Source organism: Mycolicibacter heraklionensis (genome assembly GCF_019645815.1).
In the GTDB taxonomy this organism is placed as follows: Bacteria; Actinomycetota; Actinomycetes; order Mycobacteriales; family Mycobacteriaceae; genus Mycobacterium; species Mycobacterium heraklionense.
Genome location: NZ_CP080997.1, coordinates 2632500 through 2656172, shown reverse-complemented (window position 1 = coordinate 2656172; position 23673 = coordinate 2632500). Strand labels below are relative to the sequence as shown.

Here is a 23673-nt window from a genome sequence, read left to right as displayed (position 1 = left end):
TCCCCGCATGACCGCAGCATTTGACGAAGAAGCACTGCGCCACTGGCTGGCTGACTATTTGGTCACCAACATCGGATGCAGTCTCGAGGACATCGATTTCAACGCGTCTCTCAACGATCTGGGCGTCGGTTCCCGCGATGCCGTGGTGCTCTGCGGCGAGTTGTCCGAATTGCTGGGCCGCAAGGTCTCACCGGTGGAACTCTGGCAGCACCCCTCGGTCGCGGAATTGGCCCGGTTCCTCATCGAGCCCGAATCCGCGGACGACGAGTTGGCGCCCGAGCCCGGGCGGTTTGGCACCGACGAGCCCATCGCGGTGATCGGTCTGGGTTGCCGCTTCCCCGGTGACATCAACTCGCCGGAAGCGCTGTGGCAGTTCCTGCTCGACGGCGGCAACGCGGTGACCGAAGTGCCCGCCGAGCGCTGGGCGCCGTTCGACGACGGGTCAGCGGGGACCAGCAGTGCGATCGCCCGCACCACTCGCTGGGGCTCGTTCCTGCGCGATATCGCCGCATTCGACGCCGAGTTCTTCGACATCTCCAGCCGCGAAGCGGTCAAGATGGACCCGCAGCAACGGCTCCTGCTCGAAGTGGCGTGGGAAGCTTTGGAGCACGCGGGAATTCCGGCGACATCGTTGCGGCGATCGCAGACCGGCGTGTACGTCGGGGCCAGCATCACCGAGTACGGCTGCCACGCGTCCTCCGATCTGCAAAGCGTGGACGCCTGGAGCAACGCCGGTGGCGCACTGAGCATCATCGCCAACCGGCTGTCGTATTTCCTGGACCTGCGCGGACCGTCGGTGACGGTGGACACCGCGTGCTCGTCTTCGCTGGTCGCGCTGCACCTGGCGTGCCGGAGTCTGCGGACCGGGGAATGCGAGACCGCGATCGCCGGCGGCGTGAATCTGCTGATGTCCCCTGCGGTGTTCCGCGGGTTCGACCAGAGCGGGGCATTGTCGACGACCGGTGCGTGCCACGCGTTCGACGCCGACGCCGACGGATTCGTTCGCGGTGAGGGCTGCGGTGTCGTGGTGCTCAAGCGGCTGTCCGACGCCCGCCAAGACGGCGACCGGGTGCTGGCGGTGGTGCGCGGATCGGCGATCAACCAGGACGGCCACTCCAACGGCCTGCTGGCGCCGAACCCGGCTGCCCAGATGGCGGTCCTGCGGTCGGCCTACGCCGACGCCGGCGTCGCCCCGCAGGAAGTCGACTACGTCGAAACCCACGGAACCGGAACCCTGTTGGGCGACCCGATCGAGGCCAAAGCGCTGGGCACGGTGCTGGGCCGGGGCCGTTCCCCCCAGTCGCCGCTGCTGCTCGGCGCGGCCAAGTCGAACCTCGGGCATCTCGAGGCCGCCGCGGGGATGGTCGGTTTCATCAAGACGGTGCTGGCCGTGCAACGCGGGCGTATCCCGAAGAATCTGCATTTCAACACCCCGAACCCGCACATCACCTTCGAGCAGATGCGTTTGAAGGTCGTTGCCGAACACCAGGAGTGGCCCTCGTCGGATCACCCGCGGCGAGCCGGGATCTCGTCGTTCGGTTTTGGTGGCACCAACGCGCACGTCGTCATCGAGCAGGCGCCGCCCGCCAAAGTCACTGCGCGCGAGGTAGATCCGGCAGTGACCACCCTGGTGGTTTCCGGACGGACCCCGGAGCGGATCGCTGCGACAGCGAGCGACCTGGCCGACTGGCTGGAAGGCGACGGCGCCGGTGTCGAACTGGCCGACGTCGCGCACACGCTCAATCACCACCGCGCCCGGCAGCCCCTGTTCGGCACGGTGTGCGCCCGCGACCGGGGCGCTGCGGTCAACGGCTTGCGGTCACTGGCGGCCGGTACCTCGGCGGAGGGTCAGGAGTGCGGAGTCACCGGTCCGCACGACGGCCCGTGCGGGCCCGGCACCGTCTTCGTGTACTCCGGCCAGGGTTCGCACTGGATCGGAATGGGCCGTCAACTGCTCACCGACGAACCGGCGTTCGCCCGGGCATTGGCGGTGCTGGAACCGGCCTTCGTCGAACACGTCGGGTTCTCGCTGTGGCAGGTGATCTCCGCCGGTGAACCGGTCAGCGGTGACGCGCAGGTACAGCCCGTCCTGATGGGGCTGCAGCTGGCGCTGACCGAGCTCTGGCGCTCCTACGGGGTACACCCCGACGCGGTCATCGGCCACTCGATGGGCGAGGTCACCGCCGCGGTGGTCGCCGGTGCACTGAGCGCGGCCGACGGATTCCGGGTCATCGCGGCCCGTTCTCAGTTGATGTCGCGGCAGGCCGGGCAGGGCGCGGTGGCGCTGCTGAACCTGGACGCCGAAGCGACCGAGGCCCTGCTGGCCGACTACCCGGATGTCAGTGTGGCGGGCTACCTCTCGCCGAAACAGACCGTGGTTGCCGGCCCGGTTTCGCCCGTCGATGCGGTCATCGCCGCGGTCAGCGGACAGAACAAGTTCGCCCGGCGGGTCAACATGGAAGTGGCCTCGCACACCGCGTTGATGGACCCGATCCTGCCGGAGTTGCGGGCGGCACTGGAGGGCCTGACGCCCGAAGTCGCCACCATCCCGTTCTTCTCGACCGTCACCGAAGCCGCCATGCCGGCCGGCGGCATGCCGATGCTGGACGCCGACTACTGGGTGAACAATGTTCGTCAGCCCGCGCTGCTGACCCAGGCGGTCAGTGCGGCGGCGGGCGAGTACACCACATTCGTGGAGGTCAGCGCCCACCCGATTCTCACGCACGCAATTGCTGACACCGTGGAAGCCCTGGGCGGTCACCACCACAGCGTCGGAACTCTGGTACGCGACGGCGACGACGCGGTCAGCTTCCACACCAGCCTCAACCGCACGCACACCACCCAACCCCCGCAGACCCCGCACCCGCCCGAACCGCACCCGGTCCTGCCCGCGACCCCGTGGCAGCACAGCAATTACTGGATCGAGACCGCGGCCGTCCGACACCCCGCCGTCCCTGCCGGTGCCGGAGCGCAACGCTCCGCCGGCAGCCCGGGTGCGGTGCCACAGGACTGGTGGTGCGAGCTGACCTGGCCGGCTGCCGAAGCAGAGTCCGGCGAGACCGTCGCCGAGCAGTCCTGGCTGGTGATCGGCGGCCAGGAGTTGAGTGCCGAGATCGGCGCGAAGCTGGGCGGCGGCGTGACTGCGCTGGACGCGTCGGTGCTGACCGCCGACGGTGACCGTGCGGCACTGGCCACGGCCTTGGGCACTACCACTCACGTGCTGTTCGCGCCGTCGACGGACGCGACGGATCTGAGCGCTGCACCGGCCTACGCGGCGTTCAACGCGGCGCGGCGCCTGGCCACCGCGATGGCGGAGCAGACGTCGAACCCGGCGAAGCTGTTCCTGCTGACCCGCAACGCGCAACCTGTCGGCGATGGCGACCGGGCCAACCCCGCGCACGCCGTGCTGTGGGGGCTGGGCCGCAGCCTCGCGCTGGAGCACCCGGAGATCTGGGGCAGGGTGGTCGACGTCGACGAATCGGTCCCCGCAGCACTGGTCGCCGGATACCTGCTCGCCGAGGCCAGCGCCGCCGACAACGAGGACCAGGTGGTCTACCGGGCCGGTGTCCGCCGGGTCCCACGCCTGCTCGGTGGCCGTCCCACCGGCGCTGCACCGGTTGAATTCGACGCCGGCAGTAGCCATCTGGTGATCGGAGCCACCGGCAACATCGGGCCGCAGCTGGTGCGGCAACTGGCGGCCAGTGGAGCCAAGACCATCATCGCGGTGTCCCGGCGCCCGGGCTCAGTGCTCGACGAGTTGGCCGCCGAGTTGGCCTCGGCCGGAACGACACTGGTGACAGTGGCTGCCGACGCGGCCGACGAGACCGCGATGGGTGCGCTGTTCGATCGGTTCGGCGCCGACCTGCCGCCGCTGGAAGGCATCCACGTGGCCGCCTTCGCCGGTGGCCCGGTGACCCTGCGGGACATGACCGACGACGACGTCACCACCATGTTCCGCCCGAAACTCGACGTGGTCGCGGTGCTGCACAAGCTGTCGCTGCGGCAGCCGGTGCGGTATTTCGTGTTGTTCTCGTCGATCTCCGGCATCACCGGGTCGCGCTGGCTGGCGCACTACACGGCGACCACCACCTTCCTGGACACCTTTGCCTACGCCCGCCGCGCGGCGGGCCTGCCGGCTACCGCGATCAACTGGGGATTGTGGAAGTCGTTGACCGACACCCAATCCGATGTCGAACGCCAGGTGACTGTCGACTCCGGGCTGGAGCCGATGGCCGACGATGTCGCCATCGGGGCGCTGCCGCTGGTGATCGGCGCACACAACGCGGTGCGGCACACGGTCGTCGCGGCGGACTGGCCGCGGCTTGCCGCCGCATACCGCACCCGGGCGGCGCTGCGCATCGTCGATGAGCTGCTGGTCGCCGGCGCACCGGCCGATGGACCCGCGGCGGTCAGCACCGAGTTCCGCCGCGCTCTGGCCGAGACGGAACCCGAACAGCGTGCGGAGCTGCTGCGCGACCACGTCACCGATCAGGTCGTCGCCGCCATGGGACTGGGGTCGCGCCACGCGCTGGATCCGACCGCCGGATTCTTCCAATCCGGCATGGATTCACTGATGAGTGTCACCCTGCAGCGGTCACTTTCGGACAGCCTCGGCGAAACTCTGCCGGCCGCAGTGGTGTTCGACTACCCGACCATCGACGCACTGACCGGATACCTGGCAACGATCCTGCCCGAGCTGGTCGAGGTCGCCGAGCAGGACAGCGCCGACGCCTATGACGACATGAGTGATGACGAGCTGCTCGCGCAGCTGTCGGAGAGGTTGAGTTGAGCGAGAAGAGTGCTGCGCCGGTCGGGGGGCCGGATCGTCGGGCGATTGTTGCTGAGGCGCTGCGCAAGATTGATGATTTGACGGCGCGGTTGGCGGTTGCTGAGGCGGGGGATACTGAGCCGATCGCGGTGGTGGGTGTGGGGTGTCGTCTGCCTGGTGGGGTGGATGGTCCGGCCGCGTTGTGGCGGTTGTTGTGTGATGAGGGTTCGGGGATTGTTCGGGTTCCGGCGGATCGTTGGGATGCCGATGCGTTGTTTTCGTCGGATCATTCGGTGCCGGGGACGATTTGTTCTCGTGAGGGCGGGTTTTTGACGTCGTGGCAGCCGGCGGAGTTTGACGCGGAGTTCTTCGGCTATTCGCCGCGTGAGGCTGATGCGATGGATCCTCAGCAGCGGTTGTTGATGGAGGTGGCCTGGGAGGCGTTGGAGCATGCCGGGATCACCAAGGAGGCGATCCGGGGCACTCAGACCGGCATTTTCGTCGGCCTGACAACCAACGACTACGCCGTCCTCGCAGCCGAGAAGCTCAACCCGCGCGACGCCGACCCGTACCTCTCGTTTGGCAACGGACCGAATTTTGCGGCGGGGCGGTTGTCGTATTTCTTGGGTGTGCATGGTCCGGCGATGATGGTGGATACGGCGTGTTCGTCGTCGTTGGTGACGATTCATTTGGCGTGTGCGAGTTTGCGGCGTCGGGAGTCGGATCAGGCGTTGGCTGCCGGGGTGAATTTGATGTTGGCTCCGCAGAACAGCATTGCGACCTCGCGGTGGGGGATGTTGGCCCCGGATGGGCAGTGCAAGACCTTTGATGCCGCCGCTGATGGTTATGTGCGCGGCGAGGGTGCTGGGGTGGTGGTGCTCAAGCGGCTCTCGGATGCGCAGCGTGATGGTGACCGGGTTTTGGCGGTGGTGCGGGGTTCGGCGGTGAATCAGGATGGGCCGTCGTCGGGTCAGACGGTGCCGTCGGGTCCGGCGCAGCAGAAGGTGGTGCGGGCGGCGTTGGCGTCGGCGCGGTTGGAGCCGGCCGATATCGACTATGTCGAGGCGCATGGCACCGGGACGGCGTTGGGTGATCCGATTGAGTTGGATGCCTTGTCGGCGGTGTTTGGTGAGCGGGGTTCCTCGGCGCCGTTGGTGTTGGGGTCGGTGAAGACCAATTTGGGGCATCTGGAGTCTGCGTCGGGTGTTGCCGGGTTCATCAAGACGGTGTTGTCGGTGCAGCAGGGCTTCATCCCGCGGCATCTGAACTTCTCCCAGTTGACACCCAACGCCGGTGTCGGGGCCTGGAACTTTGTGGTGGCAGCTCGGGCGATGGATTGGCCGGCGGTGTCGCGTCCGCGTCGGGCGGGGGTGTCCTCGTTTGGGGTGTCGGGCACTAATGCGCATGTGATCGTGGAGCAGGCCCCAGATGCTGAGGTTGCTGCGGCGGCTCCGGCGGTGCCGGTGAGCACGTTGGTGGTGTCGGGGAAGTCGCCGGCGCGCATCGCGGCCACCGCCGGGGTGCTCGCACAGTGGCTTCAGACCGATGGCGCTGGTGTGGCCCTGCCCGACATCGCAGAGACCCTGCGGGAGAACCGAAGCCGCTTCAAGTACACCGCGGGCGTATGCGCTCGCGACCGCGCTGCCGCGCTGGCCGGACTGACCGCACTCGCCGCCGGCGAGTCTGGCCCCGGCGTCGTCGAGCCCAAGTCGCGGCCGGCGACATCTCGGCCGGTCTTTGTGTTTTCGGGTCAGGGTTCGCATTGGGTGGGGATGGGTCGTCGGTTGTTGGCCGATGAGCCGGTGTTTGCTGCGGCTGTTGATGAGTTGGAGCCGGTTTTTGTTCGGCAGGTGGGTTTTTCGCTGCGTGAGGTGATTGAGCAGGGTCGTGAGATTTCCGGTGATGCGCAGGTGCAGCCGGTGATCATGGGGTTGCAGTTGGCGTTGGCGGCGTTGTGGCGTTCTTATGGGGTGGTTCCGGATGCGGTGATTGGGCATTCGATGGGGGAGGTGTCTGCGGCGGTGGTGGCCGGGGCGCTGACTTTGGAGCAGGGTTTGCAGGTGATCGGGGTGCGGTCGGCGTTGATGTCGCGCCAGGCCGGTCAGGGTGCGGTGGCGTTGTTGGAGTTGGATGCCGCGGCGACGCAGGAGTTGTTGGCGGGGTATCCCGGTGTTGAGGTGGCGGGGTATTTGTCGCCGCGGCAGACGGTGGTGGCGGGTGCGCCGGCGGATGTGGATGCGGTGATCGCTGCGGTGGCTGCGAGTGAGCGGTTTGCCCGGCGGGTGAACATGGAAGTGGCCTCCCATACCGCGTTCATGGATCCGATCCTCGATGAACTGCGCGCCGAACTGGCCGACCTCACCCCCCAAATGCCACAAATCCCGTTCATTTCGACTGCGGTGGATCCCGCGGGACCCACGCCGCGATTGGACGCGGAGTACTGGGTTGCCAATGTGCGCAAGCCCGCATTGGTCATTCAGGCCGTGACCGTGGCGGTGGCGGACCACGACACGTTCATCGAGGTCAGCCCCCACCCATTGTTGACCCACTCGATCATCGAGACGGCCGAAGCCGCCGTCGCCGAACCGGTGACGGTGGCCTCGACCCTGCGCCGGGGCGACGACGAAACACTGAGCTTCCATGTTCAGCTCACCGAACTCGGCCGGCACCACAGCGGCACCGGCGACGCCAAGGCCGGCGGATTCGCCGAACTGCCCAACACACCCTGGCAACACAGCCTGCATTGGCTCCACGTGCCCGGACGGGCCGGCCAGGCATCGGACGTGCATCCGCTGCTCGGCGTACACGTCGAGATGCTCACCGGCGGCGACCACATGTGGCAGAACGACCTTCGTGTTGAGGCCATGCCGTGGCTGGCCGACCAACCGGTGCACGGACAGGCTGTTGCGTCCGCGGCGGCAGTGATCGAGATGGCCGTGGCGGCAGGCAGCCAGGCCCTCGGCAGACCGGCCGAGTCGATCTCGGTGACCGACCTGAAGATCGAACAGCCGCTGGTGCTGGAGCACGGGACGCAGGTCACCACCCAGCTCAGCGGGGCCAACGGCCAGACCCGGGTCGAGATCCACGCCCGCCAGGGCGACGAAGCCTGGACCCGGCACGCGGTTGCCGACATCGCAGCGGCGCCGGCGGATCGGGTGGGCCCGGAGTCCCAAGAGGACTCCGCGGACAGTGTGCTCACCCTGCCCGACGACGTGGCCACCCATCCCGCGTACCGCCTACACCCGGCCTTGCTCGATGCCGGGCTGCGGCAGCTGGCGGCGGGCATCCCGGCCGATGACGCAGAGCACAGCGGTTACGTGCCGGCGGCGGTGGCCGCGGTGCGGGTGTTCGCACCTGTTGGACGCCAGGTGCGTTGCCACACCGAGGTGAGCAGTCACGAGGACAAGGTGGCCGTTGGCCGAGTGGTCCTGACGGATGACTCGGGCGCCGTCGTTGCCGAACTCACCGGCGTCGAACTGCGCCCGCTCGATCCCCGCTCCCTGCGGGTGCCCCTGGGCCAGAAGCTCTTCGCCGCCGAATGGGCTCTGTCGTCGGCACCGGATGTCGCCGGGGCGGTCGACGGCAGCTGGCTGGTGCTTTCCGAGCCGTCTGCCGGAGAACTCGCCGCGCAGTTCGGGGCACGCCTGGCCGGGCCGAATCGCAAGGTCGTGACCGGCCGGTTCGCCGACGAACCGGCCCTGAGCGAGGCGGTTGCACGTACCGCCGCCGATCCCGCACACCCGCCGGCCGGCATCGTGGTCTTCCTTGACCGGGCCGGGTTCGACGGGTCCGACCCGGACGGCGCACTGGCTCGCGCCCGTGAGCTCATCTGGACGGCCGCGTCGACGGCCCGCGCAGCGGTTGAGGGCTGGCCGGAAGCGTCCGGCGACCACAAGCCGCGGTTGTGGCTGGTCAGCCGCGGTGGGCTGGCCTTCGGGAGCGACGAGCCCGGCGACCCGGCTGTCGGTGCGCTGAAGGGCGTGGTCCGCACCTGGCGGTTCCCCGGCGAACTCGCCCGGGTCCTGGCCGACGAACCCGACCTGGGCGCCACCCTGGTGGACCTGGACGCATCGGGGGACACCGCGGCCCTGGTCGACGCCTTGCTGGCGGAACTGGGCGCTCCGCTGCGCGACGACGTGATCGCCTGGCGCGGTGGGCAGCGCTACACGGAACGCCTCACCCGGGCCGCGCTCGACGGCGCCGGGGACACCGCGGGGACCGCTGAAACTGCCCAAGCCAAGGTCCGGGCCGACGGCTCCTACCTGCTCACCGGGGGTCTGGGCGGACTGGGCACCGTGGTAGCGCGCTGGCTGGCGGCCCGTGGCGCCGGGCGAATCGTCCTCAACGGCCGCAGCGAGCCCTCCGAACAGCAGCGTGCCGTCCTCGATGAACTGGCCGCCGCCACCGAAGTGGTCTTCGTAGCCGGCGACATCAGTTCGCCCGGGGTGGCCGAGCGTCTGGTGGCCGCCGCGCAGGAGACCGGCAAGCCGCTGCGTGGTGTGGTGCATGCCGCGGGCGTGCTGGGCGACGGCCTGGTGACGGCCGTGAGCCGGGAGAGCCTGGAGAGCGTGTGGTCGGCCAAGGCCGTCGGCGCCGCGCGGCTGCATGCCGCCACCGCGGCCACCCCGCTTGACTGGTGGGTGGGCTTCTCCTCGATGGCCGCGCTGCTGGGCCTGCCCGGCCAGCTCGGATACGCCACCTCCAACGCCTGGTTGGACGCGCTGATGGCGTGGCGGCACGCGTCGGGCCTGCCCGCAACCGCCATCAACTGGGGCCAGTGGTCGGATGTGGGTCTGGGCCGCTCGATGACGCTCAGCGTCCTCGATCCGATCAGCCCCGACGAAGGCATCGAGGCGCTGGACGCCGTGCTGGGTGCCGACGCCGGCCTGATCGGCCCCCGGGTCGGGGTGGGACGCCTGCGTATCGACCGTGCAGTCGCCACCTCGCCGGAGTTCCGTGATCTGACCTTCTTCGAGGACCTCGTCGCTGAGGCCTCTGAAACCGGAGTGACGGGCGGTGCTGCTGCGACCGGTGAGCAAGCCGGTGCCGGCGCGTCGGCGGCAGGCGTGCCGGACTGGTCGACCATCCCGGCCGACAAGCGGCACGAGGAATTGGTGGTCAGGCTGCAGGCTATTCTGGCCCGCGAACTTCGGACATCCGCGACAGCGGTCGATGTGGATCAGCCGTTCCCGGAGATGGGGCTCGATTCCATGATCGCGATGACGGTTCTGAAAGAGACACAACAGTTGGTGGGGGTGGATTTGTCGGCGTCAATGCTGTGGAATCACCCCAGCATCTCAGCGTTGACGACACACCTGGTGGGACTGCTGGCGTCGCGTTATGCGGAGCCGGACAGCACAGCGGGCCAAGACGACGATGATTTGGGGTTCGGCTCATCCGGCGGCGTGCTGGATGAGTTGTTCGATCAGGTCGAGTCGGCTTCGACCGGTAGCGAGAGCGGTATTTATTGATGACGACGATCTTCAACAGGATGTCGGCCATGAGCGCCGACAAACGGGGGGCGCTGACCGAACAGTTCGATAAGGCGTCGCGGATCGCCGCCGCCGAACCGATCGCGGTCGTCGGGATCGGCTGCCGCTTCCCGGGTGGCGCCGCGGGCCCGGACGCCTACTGGGAGCTGTTGGAGACAGGGCGCGACGCCATCACCGAAATCCCTTCGGATCGGTGGGACGCCGACGAGTACTACGACCCGGACCCGTTGGCCCCGGGCCGGATGTCGTCGAAGTGGGGCGGCTTCATCGACGATGTCGCCGGATTCGACGCGGACTTCTTCGGGATCTCCCCGCGCGAAGCCGAGGCCATGGACCCGCAACAGCGGTTGATGCTCGAGGTCGCCTGGGAGGCCCTCGAACACGCCGGGATGTCGCCGGAAACCCTGTCGGGCATCCGTTCCGCGGTGATGATGGGTGTGTATTACACCGAATACCAAGGGATTTCGGCAGCCAACCCAGACGCGATCGACGGCTACTCGGCCACCGGTAACGCCCACGCCGTCGCCGTCGGCCGGATCGCCTACCTGTTGGGTCTGCGCGGTCCCGCGGTCGCGATGGACTCGGCGTGCTCGTCGTCGCTGGTCACCATTCACATGGCCTGCCAGAGCCTGCGCATGCGGGAGAGCGACTTGGCCCTGGCCGGCGGCGTCAGCCTCATCCTGCGGCCGGAAACCCAGATCGCCATGGCCAAGTGGGGAATGCTGTCACCACGCGGCAGGTGCCACACCTTCGACGCCGGAGCGGACGGATTCGTGCGCGGCGAGGGCGCCGGGATCGTCGTACTCAAGCGGCTCACCGACGCCATCCGCGACGGCGACCGAGTGCTGGCGGTGGTGCGCGGCTCGGCGATCAATCAGGACGGCAAGTCCAACGGCCTGACCGCGCCGAACACCATCGCCCAGATCGACGCGATCAGCCGGGCGCTGCGCAGCGCCGACGTTGCGGCGAACTCGGTGAACCTGATCGAAACCCACGGCACCGGAACGTCTTTGGGCGATCCCATCGAGTTCGAGGCGCTCGCCGAAGTCTACGGGCGCGGCGCCGACAAGTGCGCGCTGGGAGCGGTCAAGACCAACATCGGCCACCTGGAGGCGGCCGCCGGGATCGCCGGCTTCATCAAGGCCGCACTGTCTGTGCAACGCGGACAGATTCCGCCGAATCTGCACTTCTCCAAGTGGAACCCGGCGATCGACCCGTCCCCGACGCGGCTGTTCGTCCCCACCGAGATGACACCTTGGCCGGCGGCCGAGGGCCCACGGCGCGCTGCGGTGTCATCGTTCGGGCTGGGCGGAACCAACGCGCACGTGGTGCTCGAGCAGGGGCCGGACCCGGTACCGGCGCCAGCACCGGCCGAGCCGGTCGCCACGCTGGTGATCTCGGGCAAAACCGAAAAGCGGGTAGCGGATTGGGCTGCCACGCTGGCCGATTGGATCGCCGGTCCGGGCGCCGCTGTGCCGCTGGCCGACATCGCCCACACCCTCAACCACCACCGCAGCCGGTACGCCAAGTTCGCCACGGTCTGCGCGCGCGACACTGAGCAGGCGCTGGCCGGGTTGCGGGCGGTCGCCGGCGGATACCCGGCACCCGGCGTGGTCGGCACGCATGCCGCGTTGCGCGGCAAGGGCACCGTCTTCCTGTACTCGGGCCAGGGATCCCAGTGGGCCGGCATGGGCCGCCAGCTGCTGGTCGACGAGCCGGCATTCGCCGCTGCCGTCGACGAACTGGAGTCAGATTTCGTTGCGCAGGTGGGGTTCTCGTTGCGTCAGGTCCTCGAATCCGGCGAACCGGTGGTCGGTATCGACCGCATCCAGCCGGTGCTGGTGGGCATGCAGCTGGCATTGACGGCGCTGTGGCGCTCCCACGGCGTCGAGCCGGACGCGGTGATCGGGCACTCGATGGGGGAGGTGGCTGCGGCCGTGGTGGCCGGTGCACTGAGCCCCGCGGATGGTCTCAAGGTGATCGCCACCCGGTCCAAGCTGATGGCCCGATTGAGCGGCCAGGGCGCGATGGCGCTGCTGGAGCTGGACGCCGACGCCGCCGAGAAACTGGTCGCCGAGCACCCCGACATCACGGTGGCGGTGTACGCAGCGCCGCAGCAGACCGTGATCGCCGGGCCGCCCGACCAGGTCGACGCGGTGGTGGCGATCGTCGACGCCCAGGGCAAACTGGCCCGGCGCGTCGAGGTGGACGTGGCGTCGCACCACCCGACGGTGGACCCGATCCTGGGCGAGCTGCGGACCGCGCTCGCCGACCTCAAACCGTCGGCGCCGAAGATTCCGCTGATCAGCACCGTCGGCCAAACCGGCAGCGACACACCGGCATTCGATGCGGACTACTGGGTGCACAACCTGCGCAACCCGGTGCGCTTCAGCCAGGCCGTGACCGCGGCCGCCGCCGGGCACGCCACCTTCATCGAGGTCAGCCCGCATCCGCTGCTCAGCCACGCCATCAACGGCAACCTCGAAACGGCGCGGCCTGCCGGTGACAGCCAGGTGACGGGCACGCTGCTGCGCGAGCAGCCCGAAGCGCTGAGCTTTCACACCAACCTGGCGACCGTCGCGCCGCCGTCCTCCGATGCCCCGCAACCCGACGGTGGGATCGGGCGCGCCGACCTGCCGCCGCGGCCGTGGCAGCACGTCCGGTACTGGGCGGCGCCGACCGCCGCCAGCCGCCACACCGCCGATGCGCATCCACTGCTGGGCATCCACGTCGAGTTGCCGGCCGGTCACGGCCATGTCTGGCAGGCCGACGTGGGCACCGACCTCGTCGCGTGGATGGCCCACCACAAGGTGCACGGCCAGGTCGTGATGCCCGCCACGGGCTTCGCCGAGATGGCGTTGGCCGCGGCCGGTGAAGCATTGGGCCTGCCGCCGTCCGCCGTCGCTGTCGACCGGGTCGAGGTCGAACAGATGCTGCGGGTCGACGAGCGGACCGAGGTCACCACCCGGTTGCTGCACGACGCCGACGGGTCCGATGAACTGCGCATCGAGATCCATTCCCGCCCAGCCGGCGGCAGCTGGTCGCGGCACGCCGTGGCCCGCGCCGCGGCGGCGCAACCCGCGGCCGCGGCGCAACGCCCGGCCCCCACCGGCGGCGGTACCGCGCTGTCACCTGCCGACCTGTACACGGCGCTGCGCCGCACCGGTCTGCAGCACGGGCCGGCGTTCGCCGCACTGACCCGGATCGTGCGCAAGCCCGGTGGCGCCTCGGAGGCCGAGATCGTGCTGCCCGACGAGGCGACTGCGCACCGTGGCTACCGGATCCACCCGGTGATGCTGGACGCGGCCCTGCAGTGCCTGGCCGCGGCGCTGCCCGACGAGTCGTTGATGGGTTCGGCCGGGATGGAAGAGGCCACCTACCTTCCGGTGGCGGTCGAGAACATCCGGGTGTTCGGCGACGTGGGCCGCCGGGCCCGCGGGCACGCCGAGCTGACCAGCCACGACGACGGCGGAATCCTGGGCCGGGTCACGCTGACCGACGACACCGGGACGGTCACCGCCGAGCTGTCCGGAATCTATCTGCAGCGGGTGCAGCGCCGTACCGTGCCACTGCCCTTGAGCCAGAAGATCTTCGACACCGAGTGGGTCGACGCCGCCGCCCCCGCGCAGCCGCCGGCCGCAGCCGACGGCAGCTGGCTGGTGCTGACCGACGGTTCCGAAACCGAAGCGCTGGCAGCCGATTTCGCCGCCCGCTTCGGCTCGGACAGCCGCCGGGTGATCACCGCGGACCTGACCAGCGAACCCGCGGTGCGGGAGGCGTTCGCGCAGACCGCCGACGACCCGGACCGGCCGCCGGTCGGGGTGGTTGTGCTGGCGGCCCGAAGCGCCTTCGACGGCACCGAGAATGGCGATGCCCCGGCGCGCGGTCGCGACCTGGCCTGGTCGGTCGCCTCGACGGTGCGCACCATCGTCGGCGGCTGGCACGGCACCGCGCCGCGCCTGTGGCTGGTGGGCCGCAACGGCCTGACCGTGGATGCGCAGGAGCCGCATGAGTTCGGCGACCCGTCGATCTGCGCACTCAAGGGCCTGGTCCGGGTGCTGGCCTATGAGCACCCCGACCTGCACACCGGTGTGGTCGACTTGGACGCGTCGGCGGACCCGGTGGCGTCGCTGATCACCGAGTTGGGGCTGGCGAGCACCGACGACGTGGTGGCCTGGCGCGGGGAGCGCCGCTACGCCGAACGTCTCAAGCGCGCGAACTTGACACCCACCGGCGCCCCGACCGTGCGGTCCGACGGCGCCTACGTACTGACCGGTGGCTTGGGCGGTATCGGGTTGGTCGTCGCCCGGTGGCTGATCGACCACGGTGCCGCGCGGATCGTGCTCAACAGTCGTTCACAGCCTTCCGAAGAGCAGCGCGCGGTGTTGGCCGAGCTCGAGCAGCGGGCCCAGATCGCGGTGGTGTCCGGGGATCTCGCCGCACCGGGTGTGGCCGAGAGCCTGGTCGCCGCCGCCGAGCAGACCGGGCTGACGCTGCGCGGTGTCATCCACGGTGCTGCGGTCATCGACGACCAGATCGTGGTCGGTATCGACAAGGACACCCTGGGCCGGGTGTGGGCGCCCAAGGCCGCCGCAGCACTGCGCCTGCATGTCGCGACGGCCGGTAAGGAACTGGACTGGTGGGTCGGGTTCTCCTCGACCTCGTCGCTGCTGGGGGCGCCCGGCCAGGCCTCTTACGCCGCGGCCAGCGCCTGGCTGGACGGCCTGGTGGCGTGGCGGCGGGCCGCCGGGCTGCCGGCGATCACCATCAACTGGGGCCAATGGTCCGGCGTCGGTGTCGCCCAGGAGCTCAAGTTCAGTGCGCTGGACCCGATCAACCCCGACGAAGGCATGGAAGCCCTCGAGGCGATTCTGGGCGGCGATCTGTCCCGGATCGGCGTTGCGCGGCTGCGGCTGGACCGGGTGGCCGCGGCCTTCCCGGAACTGCAGCAACTCGGGTACTTCGCGACACTGGCCGAAGAGCTCGACCTCGACGACGAGGACGACGACTGGCCCGGTCCGGAAGGCCTGAAGCAGCTCAGCGCGGCTGAGGCCGCCAAAGCCGTTGTCACACGGTTGGGTTCGCGGATCATGGCGATCATGGGCTACCCCAAGGGCAGCGTCATCGACCCCGCTCGGCCGTTGACCGAGCTGGGCATGGACTCGCTGATGGCGGTGCGCATCCGTAACACCGTTCGTGGCGACTTCGGCGCGGAGCCCCCGGTGGCACTGCTGCTGCAGGGCGCCTCACTGACCGACCTGGCTGCCGATCTGGCCCGCCAACTCGGCCTCGCTGAGGAGGAGCGGGCGGACGGCGCCGACGGTGCCAGCGATGTTCGTAGCCGAGCCCAGCAGCGTGCCGCGGCACGTCAGCGGGCGGCGGCACGGCGAAAAGTAGGAGATCGTTCGTGACCAACAACGAAGTGCCGCCCAACGCGATTGCGGTTGTCGGCATGGCGGGCCGCTTTCCGGGCGCCCGCACGCTGTCCGGATTCTGGAACAACCTGCGCAACGGCACCGAATCCATCGTCACGCTGTCCGAAGACGAGTTGCGCGCCAATGGTGTGAGCGACAAGGCACTGGCGAACCACAACTATGTGCGGCGGGCCGCACTGCTGGAGGGCATCGACGAGTTCGATGCGGGCTTCTTCGGCTTCACCCCGCTGGCCGCCCGCACCATGGACCCGCAGCACCGGCTGTTCCTGCAGACCGCGTGGCACGCCCTGGAGGACGCTGGCTACCGGCCCGGCGAGATCGAGGGATCGGTCGGCGTCTACGGGACCAGCACCACCAGCGGCTACCTGCTGCACAACCTGATGTCGCACTACGACCCGAACCTCATCATCGGTCAGGGCGTCAGCTTCGAGATGGTCAACCTCTCGTTGCAGAACGACAAGGACTACCTGGCCACCCGGGTGGCCCACCAGCTCGATCTGCACGGCCCGGCACTGTCGGTGCAGACCGCCTGCTCGTCGGCGCTGGTCGCGCTGCACCTGGCCTGCCAAAGCATCCTCAACGGCGAATGCGACATGGCGCTGGCCGGTGGCTCGTCGCTGCGGGTCCCGCATCACGTCGGGTACTGGCACGAGCCGGGCTCGATGGTGTCGGCGACCGGGCACTGCCGGCCGTTCGACGTGCGGGCCGACGGCACGATTTTCTCCAGCGGTGTCGGCGTGGTGGTGCTCAAGTCGCTGGACGCGGCGGTCGATGACGGGGACCAGATCCACGCGGTGATCCGGGGTTCGGCTCTGAACAACGACGGCGGCACCAAGATGACCTACGCCGCGCCCACCGCAGCCGGCCAGGCCGACGTGATCGCCGAAGCGCACGCGGTCGCCGAGGTCGACGCGTCCACCATCAGCTACATCGAGTCGCACGGCACCGCCACCCCGCTGGGTGACCCGATCGAAATCGAGGGCCTGCGACAGGCTTTCGCGGTCTCCGAGGAACAGCGGTCCGGCCCCTGCTACGTGGGCTCGGTCAAGTCCAACATCGGGCACCTGGAGTCGGCAGCCGGTATCGCCAGCCTGATCAAGACCATCCTGTGCCTGAAGCATCGGGCGATTCCCGGCACGCTGCACTACACCAGCCCGAATCCCGAACTGCATCTCGAGGACGGGCCGTTCCGGATCCGCGGCGAGTACGGGCCGTGGGAGTGGGACGGAATCCGGCGCGCCGGGGTCAGCTCGTTCGGTGTGGGCGGCACCAACGCGCACGTCATCGTCGAAGAGTGGCCCGAAGAAGAGACGGCGGTGCCGGCGGCACCCAAGCCCGGCCCCGAGGTGCTGCTGCTGTCGGCGCGTACCGCCGAGGCACTGGCGCAGGGGCGCAAGGAGTTGGCCGCTGAGCTTTCTGGCGGTGACGAGGCCGAGGCGCCCAACCTGCCGGATGTGGCGTACACGCTGGCCAACCGCCACCCGCACAACCTGCGGCTGGCCGCAGTCGTCGCCGATCGCGCCGACGCGGCGGCGGTACTGGGTGCCGAGGAGAGCGAGAACGTCTTCATCGGCGAGGGCGTGGACCTCAAAGAGGTGGGCGCCGACGCCACTGACCGGGTGGTGTTCCTGTTTCCGGGACAGGGCGCCCAGCACATCGGAATGGCGCGGGGGCTCTACGACAGCGAGCCGGTGTTCGCCGAGTACTTCGACCGCTGCGTCGCCGGCTTCGACGCCGAGCTGGGCTACGACCTGCGGGCGTTGATCTTCGACGGCTCCTCGCGTGACCTGGAGCGCACCGACCGCACCCAGCCGGCGCTGTTCACCGTGGAATACGCGCTGGCGAAGCTTGCCGAGAGTTACGGGGTGCGTCCGGCCGCGGTGGTCGGCCACAGCATCGGCGAGTACGCCGCGGCTACCGTCGCCGGGGTCTTCGACCTCGACACCGCGATCAAGGTGGTGGCGATGCGGGCCCGGCTGATGCACGCCGCGCCGCGCGGCGTGATGGTGGCGGTTCCGATCAGCGCCGACGCCGTCGGTGCTTACCTGACCGGTGACGTGGACCTCGCCGCGGTCAACGACCCGGACGGCTGCGTGGTCGCCGGGAGCGAAGCCGACATCCGCGAGTTCTCCGAGGCGCTCAAGCAGGCCGGGATCAACGCGCGTCGGGTGCGGACCTCGCACGCATTCCACTCGCGCCTGATGGACTCGATGATCTCGGAGTTCACCGCATTCCTGTCCCGCCAGACCCTGAACGAACCGCAGATCCCGCTGCTGTCGAACTTGACCGGCACCTGGTTGGCGCCCAGCGAGGCGACCAACCCGGCGACGTGGGCGCGCAGCGTGCGGGCCACTGTCCGGTTCGCCGACGAGATCGACACCGTGCTGAACGACCCGCACCGCGTCTTGGTCGAGGTCGGCCCAGGAGCCACGCTGACCGCGTCGGCGGCCCGCAACCCGAAGTTCGCGGGTGGGCATCGGGCGGTCCGTTTGATGCGTCACCACGCCCAGAACCGCGACGACCGCGACACGTTCCTGCTGGCGCTCGGCCAGCTCTGGGCTGCCGGTGTCGAGGTGGACTGGTCTCCGCTACACGGTGAGTATCAGCCCAAGCGCGTCATGGTTCCCGGCTATCCGTTTGAGCGCCAACGGCATTGGCTCGAGCACAACGCCGGCGCCACCTGGGTGTCGGGCGCCGGAGGCGGTGCCGCCACGGGCGCGCAGAGCAACGGTGCTGCGGGTGGCGGCTCGGCCGGGTCTTCCATGGAAGAGACGCTGCAACGCATCTGGGCGGTCTGCCTGGGTGTCGGCTCGGTCGATCGCACCGCCAACTTCTTCGACGTCGGCGGCGACTCGCTGGTGGCGATCAGCGTCGCCATGGCCGCCTCCCACGAGGGGCTGGACCTGACCCCGCAGGACCTCTACGACAACCCGACGGTGGCGGCGCTGGCCAAGGCACTGACCGCCCGCTACGCCGCCGGTGGGCTGGGCCGCCAGTCGCTCGGCGAGGTGGAGCACCCGCCCGTGCCGCCGAACATCACCTACTTCCTGGAAAACGGTGTTCGCGAACACGGTCGCTGGCGTATCCCGTTGATCCTGCGGTTGCGGCCCGACGTCTCGGTCGACGACGTCGCAGCCGTGCTGACCGCGGTGGTCAACCACCACGACGCGCTGCGGCTGCGGATCACCGAGCGGGCCGGTACCTGGGAGCAGCGGATAGTCGAGCCCGGCGAGTTCGGGGAGATCAGCACCCACTCACTGCCCGAGGGGCTGACCGCCGAACACGACGCGGTGCGTACGCTGCTGGCCGAGCACATCCGCGACCAGGACCTGTCCAGCCCGCCGCTCACCGCACTCTACGTCCGTGGCGCCTCGGGTGACGTGTGTTACCTGGCGCTGAGCCTGCACGCAACCGTCGGCGACGAGGCCTCCCGCGACATCCTGGTCACCGACATCTTCACCGCGTTCGGCCAGAAGCTCGGCGGCAACGACATCGAGCTGCAGCCGGTCGGGGTCGGATGGGCCGAGTGGTCGCAGCGTTGCGCCGGACTGGCCACCCACCCGGCGGTGCTGGAAAGTCGCGAATTCTGGTTGAAGGCAACGAAGTCGGCGACCCTGCGGTTGGCCGCCGATGTCGCCGAGCCACCGGCTGCGGCCGACCTGTCCAAACTCACCACGACGCTGCCCGCCTCCGACACCAGCGAGATCGACGATGCGCGTCGGCGGCTGCGGCTGCCGATCAACGAGATCCTGCTGGCCGGGCTGAGCCGGGCGGTGGCATCGGCAGTCGGCGAGGGCACCATTGCCGTCGACATGGGGGGAGCGGGTCGTTCGGTGCTCAAGCCCGAGGTGGACCTGCGCCGCACCGTGGGCTGGTTCACCACGCTCTACCCGGTCGCGCTGGCCTGCTCCGCCGAGGGCCAGGCAACCGCGCGGCAGCTGCTGGACTCGATCCACGAAACATTGGACGGCGTACCGCATTACGGGATCGGCTACGGCCTGCTCCGCTACCTGTACGCACCGACCGCGCGACTGTTCGGCGCGGTTGCCCCTGCCGATATTCACTTCGCCTACGTCGGAGCGATTCCCGAGCCGCCCTCGCTCGGCGACGCTCCCGTGCAGTTCGACCCCGACACCGCGATGCCGGTGCGCGAGGCGATACCGGGGCTGGGGCACGCGCTGGAACTGCGGGCCTATCGCACCGGCGGTGTGCTGTACCTCGATTGGTGGTACGACAGCCGCCGGGTCGAGGAGTCCGTGGTGCGCGCGATCGCCGACGGGTTCTCCGCGGCGGTGATGGACCTGGTCCGCGCGGCGCTCGCCGAAGAGGACATGGCCTCGCAAGGCGAAGACGAAATGACCTTGGTCGAGCTGTCTTAGGCCTTCTGATTTAGGAGAGAACCGAAAGTGTTTGCCACGTCGGTCATTCGGAAGCTGGCGATCAGTGAGGAGATGCTGGCCGAAACCCACAATTTCGTGGGCCTCGCCGCACACGTCACCGGTCCGGTCGACATCGATCTGCTCTCGGAGGCCTACGAGGCGCTGCTGGAGGCGCATCCGATCCTCACCGGGCGCCTGGAGCGCCTGCCCGACGGGCGCCACCAGTTCGTCACCGACGACCTGATGCCCGACGGCATCGAGGTCATCGAACTCGACGGACCCGACGCGCAGCCACCCGCCCCGCACTTCGACCAGACGGAGTCGCTGGTGGCGATGCGGGTGATCATCCGCGACGGGCAGGCCCAGCCGACGCTGTACGTGCACCACGCCGTCGCCGACGGCCACCACATGTATGCGCTGATCGAAGAGATGCTGTCCTTCTACACCGACCTGGTCACCACCGGCCGGATCGGTGCGATCAACGTCGAACCCGCTCCGCTGTCCATCGAGGCGGTGCTGGCCGATCGGGGGATCGAGAAGCAGCAGCGCTCCGGGATCGAGCGGTTCATGCCGGCGCTGTTCGCCTACGACCTACCGCCCACCCGGCGGGCCGTCGGACAGGAGACGCCGTCGTCGCCGGTGCTGGTGCCGATGGCGTCGTGCCGGCTGACCGAAACCCAGACCGACAACGTGGTCGCGTTCGGCCGGGCCCACGACCTCAGCCTGCACGCGGTGCTGTCGGCCGCGGTTTTGATCGCCGAATGGCAGCTGCGCGGCAAGCTGAGTATCCCGGTGCCCTACGTCTACACCGTCGACTTGAGATACTTTCTGTCACCGCCGGTTTCGGCCACCGGATGCACCAACCCGATCGGGCTGGCCACCTACCTCGCCGAGGTCGACGCCAAGACCGACCTGGTCGAGATGGCTCGCGACATCGCCACGAACTTCCAGAAGGACCTCGACGAAGGCGTGATCCAACAGTCCCGGTTGCACTTCAGCCCGCAGTACGTCGGAAACCCGCCGGGCCTGCCCGACGTCGTCGTACTGAGCAACAACGGTCTGGTTCCCCCGGTGCGGACACCACCGGGGGTAGAGGTGACCACGACACACGGCGAGCTCTATTTCGCGGTGAGCGCCGGTATCGACATCTACTTCACCCAGATCTTCTCCGGGCAGCTCAACATCGAATACCACTCCCACGGGCCGGCGCCGGAGCGCTCGGTGGAGGCGATTCGCGCGCTGCTGTGCGATATCGCCGATCAGCACGCCGCCGGCGTCAGCTGACCGGGCCGAAGGCGTAGCGGTGGTACTGCAGCATTCCGCGCAGCGGCCGCACCGCCCGAGCCAGGCGGCTGGAACGCCGGAACCCGGCCGGGACCCGACTGAAGGTCTCCGCATCGAAGAAATTCGCCGCCGCCAGCAGCCGAATGCCGGTGACCTTGTCCAGAATGTCGCTGGGATCGTTGACGGCCCAGTGCAGGGTGGCGCCGGACTGTCGCTGCAACCGATGGGTCTTCTGGGTCTTGATCCCGAACCAGTTGTAGAAGTCGATCTGCAGTTCGCCGGCCGGGAACCGGTCGACGATGCTCTGCAGCAGTGCCACACCGTCGGCCTCGGACAGGTACATGCTGATGCCCTCGGCCAGCAGCAGGACCGGGCGATCGGTGGGAATATCGTCGAGCCACGACGGGTCGGTCGCCGACGTCGCCACCAGGTGGTAACCCGGGCGGTCGGGGTAAACCTGCTTGCGCAGCGCGATCACCGGTGGCTGGTCGACGTCGTACCAGGCCACCTCGGGCCCTGGATCGATCCGGAAGACCCGGGCGTCCATACCGCAGCCGAGGTGAATGACGGTCGCATCCGGGTGGCTGGCCAGGAACTGGCGCGCCCAGATGTCGTACTGGGCGGTTCGCACCGTCACCAGGGGAGCCCAGCGGCCGGGAGCCTTAAGGGCATCCCAGTCGAAGTCGATGCGCTCGACCGCCTCTCTGGCGTACCGATCACCCAGCACGGGGGAGTCGAAATCGGCGTCGAGTGCCTTGAGGTAGAGCGTCGTCAGCATGGTTGCCGCGGCGCCGTGCAGGTCGACGGGGATCTTGTCTGCCACGTCGGCGAGCCTAATACGCTTGACGGGCAGTCGATGCACCGCACGGTCGGACCCGGCGGTTCAGCGAGGCTCGACGGAGGAGAGCCGAAGCTGGGACCGCCGCATGAACCCGGCGGTTCAGCGAGGCTCGACGGAGGAGAGCCGAAGCTGGGACCGCCGCATGAACCCGGCGGTTCAGCGAGGCTCGACGGAGGAGAGCCGAAGCTGGGACCGCCGTATGAATCAGGAGGCACAGATGGCTGTTGAGTCCAGCGAGCGCAGCGGGCGAGCGCCGCGGATCCTGTTGTTGTACTACAGCTTCTCCGGGCAGTCCCTCAAGGTCCTCGAGGCCGCCGGCGAGGTGTTCGCACAGCGGGGCTGCGAGGTGGTCAAAGCAGGCATCGAATTCACCGACCCGCACTACTCCCAGCGTTTCGCGCAGTTCCCGCTGCGCCGGGTGTGGCCGGACATGCTCAGCGTGCTCAAGGCGCAGCAGCGGGGCGAGACGGGGGAGATCCGCACTCCCGACGCGGTGCGCGACGGTGAGTACGACTTGATCTGCATCGGCTCGCCGACCTGGTGGAAAGCGCCCGCCATGCCGATCAGGTCGTTCCTGAAATCGGATGAGGCACGCAAGCTGCTGGACGGCAAGCCGTTCGTGGTGTTCACCGTATGCCGCGAGTTCTGGCAGGAGAACTATGCCGAGGTGTGCCGGCTGGGCGAGGAATGCGGCGGTCGCTATCAGGACGAGATTCACCTCACCTATCCCGGCGACCCGCTGCGCTCGATGCTTGCGTTGACCAGCTACCTGGGCAGCGGCCGCTACCGGGAGCGCTACCTGGGGCTGCGCCTGCCGCCCACCAACGTCCAGCCCGAGCAGCTCGACAAGGTCCGCAAGTTCGCCGCGGGCCTGGTGAGCCGGTTGTTCGGCAAATGAGGCAAATGAGAGGCCAGCAGTCATGCCCCGTTCCTTTGAGGTGACATTCGCCTCACCTGCATCCGTCGAGCAGGTACACGGTGCCTTCGGGGACCGCTCCTATTGGCTGGCCCGGCTTGAGGCCTTTGGCGGAAGCAAGACCCTCGATTCCCTCGACGTCGACACGGCCGGCCGGGTTCAGGTGGTGGTGACCGAGGACCTGCGCCACGGCGCGTTACCCGGCATGTTGGCCAAGGTGTATCGGGGTGACCTCAACATCGTCACCACCGAGGTGTGGACGCCGGCCGGCGACGGCCGGGTCGATGGCGAGATCGCCGTCGCGGTGACCGGCGCCCCAGGGTCGGGCACCGGAGCCGCGGTACTCGAGCGCGACGGCACCGGCTCGAGGCTGGCGCTGACTGGCACCATCCGGTTCAAAGTGCCATTAGTGGGTGGTCCAATTGAGACCTTCCTTGCCCGTGAATTCGCGCAAGGTATTCCGGAGATCCAACGCTTCACCACGACCTGGCTGGGTGAAAATGCCTGAATCCGAGTTCACTTACACTCACGTGCCGACAACTGCCGAGGCGTTGGCCC

8 protein-coding genes are annotated in these 23673 nt (G+C 68.8%); 7 read left to right on the top strand and 1 reads right to left on the bottom strand.

All coding sequences use genetic code 11. The annotated features are described in order from the left end of the window. Positions 1-7 precede the first annotated feature (7 nt). Genes K3U94_RS12455 through K3U94_RS12435 form a run of 5 tightly spaced genes read left to right on the top strand, consistent with a single transcriptional unit; the run spans position 8 to position 21358 of the window. The gene (locus K3U94_RS12455; RefSeq protein ID WP_220693920.1) at positions 8-4789 is read left to right on the top strand and encodes a type I polyketide synthase; all 4782 of its coding nucleotides are present in this window, start codon (positions 8-10) and stop codon (positions 4787-4789) included. Continuing rightward, entirely contained in the window at positions 4786-10239 is a 5454-nt protein-coding gene (locus tag K3U94_RS12450; protein ID WP_220693919.1) for a type I polyketide synthase, read from the top strand. The genes K3U94_RS12455 and K3U94_RS12450 overlap by 4 nt, the downstream gene beginning before the upstream one ends. Then, complete coding sequence (locus K3U94_RS12445; RefSeq protein ID WP_220693918.1) at positions 10239-15671, top strand: type I polyketide synthase; 5433 nt, start codon at positions 10239-10241, stop codon at positions 15669-15671. The genes K3U94_RS12450 and K3U94_RS12445 overlap by 1 nt, the downstream gene beginning before the upstream one ends. Further along, positions 15668-20074: a type I polyketide synthase gene (locus K3U94_RS12440; RefSeq protein WP_267878322.1), complete on the top strand. Its 4407-nt coding sequence runs from the start codon at positions 15668-15670 to the stop codon at positions 20072-20074. Before K3U94_RS12445 ends, K3U94_RS12440 begins: the two co-directional genes overlap by 4 nt. Positions 20075-20101: 27 nt before the next feature. Further along, positions 20102-21358 carry a phthiocerol/phthiodiolone dimycocerosyl transferase family protein gene (locus K3U94_RS12435; protein ID WP_220693917.1) on the top strand — a complete coding sequence of 419 codons (1257 nt, stop codon included), beginning with the start codon at positions 20102-20104 and terminating at the stop codon, positions 21356-21358. On the opposite strand, the gene K3U94_RS12430 is transcribed toward K3U94_RS12435, so the two are convergent. Then, the gene (locus tag K3U94_RS12430) at positions 21351-22181 is read right to left on the bottom strand and encodes a class I SAM-dependent methyltransferase (RefSeq protein ID WP_047317957.1); all 831 of its coding nucleotides are present in this window, start codon (positions 22179-22181) and stop codon (positions 21351-21353) included. The two genes, K3U94_RS12435 and K3U94_RS12430, sit on opposite strands and share 8 nt — an antisense overlap. A 235-nt stretch (positions 22182-22416) precedes the next feature. Here K3U94_RS12430 and K3U94_RS12425 point away from each other — a divergent pair, with 235 nt between their 5' ends. Continuing rightward, positions 22417-23097 carry a flavodoxin family protein gene (locus K3U94_RS12425; protein WP_434084870.1) on the top strand — a complete coding sequence of 227 codons (681 nt, stop codon included), beginning with the start codon at positions 22417-22419 and terminating at the stop codon, positions 23095-23097. Positions 23098-23119: 22 nt separating this feature from the next. Further along, on the top strand, positions 23120-23623 hold the full coding sequence (locus K3U94_RS12420; RefSeq protein ID WP_047317956.1) for a DUF2505 domain-containing protein: 504 nt from the start codon (positions 23120-23122) through the stop codon (positions 23621-23623). The last annotated feature ends 50 nt before the right edge of the window (positions 23624-23673 follow it).

What these genes read in the sequence shown, in the direction of transcription:
- K3U94_RS12455 (WP_220693920.1), top strand. Translation starts at nt 8, where the DNA reads ATGACCGCAGCATTTGACGAAGAAGCACTGCGCCACTGGCTGGCTGAC.
- K3U94_RS12445 (WP_220693918.1), top strand. Translation starts at nt 10,239, where the DNA reads ATGACGACGATCTTCAACAGGATGTCGGCCATGAGCGCCGACAAACGG.
- K3U94_RS12425 (WP_434084870.1), top strand. Translation starts at nt 22,417, where the DNA reads ATGGCTGTTGAGTCCAGCGAGCGCAGCGGGCGAGCGCCGCGGATCCTG.
- K3U94_RS12420 (WP_047317956.1), top strand. Translation starts at nt 23,120, where the DNA reads ATGCCCCGTTCCTTTGAGGTGACATTCGCCTCACCTGCATCCGTCGAG.